This window comes from Lysinibacillus telephonicus, from assembly GCF_003966145.1.
In the GTDB taxonomy this organism is placed as follows: Bacteria; Bacillota; Bacilli; order Bacillales_A; family Planococcaceae; genus Ureibacillus; species Ureibacillus telephonicus.
The window spans coordinates 1-3,107 of sequence record NZ_RXNR01000130.1; the positions used below are offsets into that span (position 1 = coordinate 1).

The window sequence follows — 3,107 nt, forward strand, 5'->3', positions numbered from 1 at the left end:
TAAAGTATTAAATCGTGTAGCTTATGGATATAGAAATTTTATGAATTACAAAAAGCGAATTATTTTACACTTCAAACTCAAAACAACAGAACAAAAACAACCACGCTCCCAAACAGCCTAAGGCTAGTTAAGAGCATGGTAATAATCGATTAATATCCTTCACCAACGTTATTTGACAAAGAACCATTTTATTTAAGGCAAGGTTATACTTAAAAATGTTCATACATGTGAATACAGTGTGATATAAAGTATGTTTCCTGACACATTGAACTCTGTATCGATTAATTGAAAAGGTTATTATCGGGCGTTTATCCAAAAAGGATTTTCGCTTTTTTGTTGAACAAATTGTACTGACGATTTAGTTTAGTTGAAATATCATCTTTAGCTGTTATTCCGCAAAACCAGCTAATAGAGGCTGATCTTTATTCAATAATAGGGGGCAAAAACAAATAACTAGTACATAAGCAGTGTATTTCGTAAATGAAAACACACTGCATTTGGCATTTTTAAATGCGGTTTTATAGTGGAATAACAAAGAGGATAATAAAACATACGTTTCATTTAAATAAAGAAGGATTAGACAACTTTAACCTAGAGTAGTTGTTTAAAAGCTTCGAAAACAGTAACAAATACTATTCTAACTGATTTAGTTCTACTGAAAGAAAAATTAAAAAGGAAACAATTGAGATACTTGAGGGATATAAAGTTACTGCACTACAAGATTCTTTCGCATCTATGAAAATGTATCACCTTATATGGAAATATTAAAGAAGGTTCAGAAGTAATAGAAGCACTTAGAGAACTTGATTTACAAGGTGTTGATGATATTCATAAAGCAGCTAAGGGGTACTATGAAATGGTTTCTTATAAAAAATGTAAGGTTTACTTGACAGAAATATTTGGAGTTTGATACTCCCAGTGTAAGGTAAACCTGACAAGATAAGGTGAAATAATATTGAAAAATAGAGTAAAAGATCTTCGAGAAAAACATGGATTAACACAAGGACAATTAGGAGAGAAAGTAAATGTTTCACGGTAAGCCATAAATGCAATAGAAAATGACAAATTTTACCCATCAATTTGGTTGGCTTATGATTTGGCAATATTTTTTAATATGTCCATTGAAGAACTTTTTGATTTTAAAAGGAGTGAGAGGAAATAAGATTGTTAAAATCGCCTATTATAAAAGCAACTTTTATTTGTTTGATGTCGGCTTTTTATTCACTAATTTTTATTTTTACTGCTAATCTTATGGAATTGAATGGAATGCTTGGTCTGACTTTAATGGAGAAATAAATGATTCTGCTATTTAACAGATCCAACCATAGAGGTTGATATGTATGTATATCGAGGCTGCTGCCCAGGCAGCCTTCTTTAGTTATTGTCCACTTTTAACGTGACTTCTTTTCTTTTATCCAATTGACCTTCTCCCCAATAGCAAATTGCATCTAATACAGGAATCAGTGATAAACCCTTTTCCGATAAACTATATTCTACTTTTGGAGGTACTTGAGGATATTCTTTTCGATTAATTAATTTATCACCCTTAAGTTCCTTTAGTGTATTGGTTAATGTTTTAAAAGAAATATTGCCAAGCATCCGTTTCAATTGGTTATAGTGAATAGGCTTATTGTTTAAATATAAAGCATATAAAATTGTCATTTTGTATTTCCCACCAATTAATGACAAAGTATATCCAAAACCAGTATCCTTCAAATTACCATTTAATACATAAGATTCTTTTTCCATTTGGCACTCTCCTTTAGGTTAGTATCTCACTTAAATTACCGTACTAGTAGAATGTTATAGCATACAATAAAATCAATGTACATTAAAATATGATGCAAATAAGGGAGAAGGGTGATTAATAATGAAAACAATTGTCTATGCACATCCATGGGAAGGAAGCTATAATCATGCAATCTTAACCTCTATCACGAAAGACTTAGAAGCTAAGGGAGAAAAAGTTCAAGTGATTGATCTTTATAAAGATGGGTTTAATCCCGTATTTACAGCTGAAGAATTGGCGCAATTTAATAGAGGAGAAACACCCTACAAATTAGTGAAGGAATATCAAAAAAAATTAAGCCAGGCAACTGAGTTGATTTTTATATTTCCTGTCTGGTGGTGGGACTTACCGGCTATTTTAAAAGGATTTATTGATAAAGTGATGCTGAGTGGCTTCGCTTTCCAAGAGGATAAAAAAACAAATACTCTGAAAGGTTTATTGACGAATATAGAAAAAACAACTGTCATTTCAACTTCTACAACGGATAAAAATTATATTGAATCTGAAGGAGGAAATGCTATTCAGGGAGTCTTCATTAACCGAACTCTAGCTGACCTGGGAATTAAAAATGAACACACTAAATGGATTCATTTAACAACAGATGAGAAGAGGAAACAATTTTTAAAAGAAATAACCCATGAAATTTAAAGTAGAATGAACTGAATAGAAAGATATTTGTGAGAAATACACTTAAACAAACGGTTGCGATTTTAATAAGGAGAAAAACTTAGTAAGTGTAATTTTCGTTCTTCCACAATCAGGCTGCAATTCTTGAAGAGGAATTGTTGTCTTTTTCAGAAATAGAGCCAGATTGTCGAGGAATTAATAATGGGTATTACAGAAGAAGGTCAAAGGAGGGGATGTATTGAAGAAATTCTTTCTCTCTGTATTTTTTGTAATTTCTATATTATCGGCATGTAATTTATCAACAGTGAGTATGAGTGAAGTTGAAAATGTACCTAATAATGTGTGGGCTATAATTGATCCTAATTTAGAGCTTCAATTAATCAATGATGGAGAAAAAGGATCATATATAATTTTTCATTCAAGTGAAGATGTAGAATTTGATTTTACAACTCAAGAGAATACGGTAACTATTAATTTTAATGAGAAATAGAATGATGTTGAAAAGCAAAATACTTATTATTTGACAACGGATTTAGAACACTATGCATTGGAAGTTTTAGTAAATGGGGGAACTGTGTATTGCATAATAAAAGTGCAGACTAGTGCAACGAATTTGTACAGAGTCTAGCACTTTTTTAGTGCAAAAAAATAGACTTGCCAGCCACCCCAAGTCACTCTACTGTTAAAGTGT

General features: G+C 31.4%; 4 protein-coding genes. 3 read left to right on the top strand and 1 reads right to left on the bottom strand.

The genetic code is table 11. The annotated features are described in order from the left end of the window. Positions 1 to 955: 955 nt before the first annotated feature. A complete protein-coding gene (locus tag EKG35_RS21550) occupies positions 956 to 1,039 on the top strand; it encodes a helix-turn-helix transcriptional regulator (protein WP_342774131.1) in 84 nt (27 codons plus the stop codon). A gap of 335 nt (positions 1,040 to 1,374) precedes the next feature. Here the strand turns inward: EKG35_RS21550 and EKG35_RS20385 are convergent, their stop codons facing one another. Further along, a complete protein-coding gene (locus tag EKG35_RS20385) occupies positions 1,375 to 1,749 on the bottom strand; it encodes a winged helix-turn-helix transcriptional regulator (protein WP_126296380.1) in 375 nt (124 codons plus the stop codon). A 121-nt stretch (positions 1,750 to 1,870) separates the two neighbouring features. Between EKG35_RS20385 and EKG35_RS20390 the strand changes: the two genes are divergently transcribed. Beyond that, positions 1,871 to 2,437 (top strand): NAD(P)H-dependent oxidoreductase, encoded by a 567-nt coding sequence (locus tag EKG35_RS20390; RefSeq protein WP_126296381.1) that lies wholly within the window; start codon positions 1,871 to 1,873, stop codon positions 2,435 to 2,437. Between the two features lie 217 nt (positions 2,438 to 2,654). Next, positions 2,655 to 2,906 carry a hypothetical protein gene (locus EKG35_RS20395; protein ID WP_126296382.1) on the top strand — a complete coding sequence of 84 codons (252 nt, stop codon included), beginning with the start codon at positions 2,655 to 2,657 and terminating at the stop codon, positions 2,904 to 2,906. The last annotated feature ends 201 nt before the right edge of the window (positions 2,907 to 3,107 follow it).

Bases quoted from the DNA above. Each gene is read 5' to 3' on its own strand.
- EKG35_RS20385 (WP_126296380.1), bottom strand. From the start codon at position 1,749: ATGGAAAAAGAATCTTATGTATTAAATGGTAATTTGAAGGATACTGGT.
- EKG35_RS20390 (WP_126296381.1), top strand. From the start codon at position 1,871: ATGAAAACAATTGTCTATGCACATCCATGGGAAGGAAGCTATAATCAT.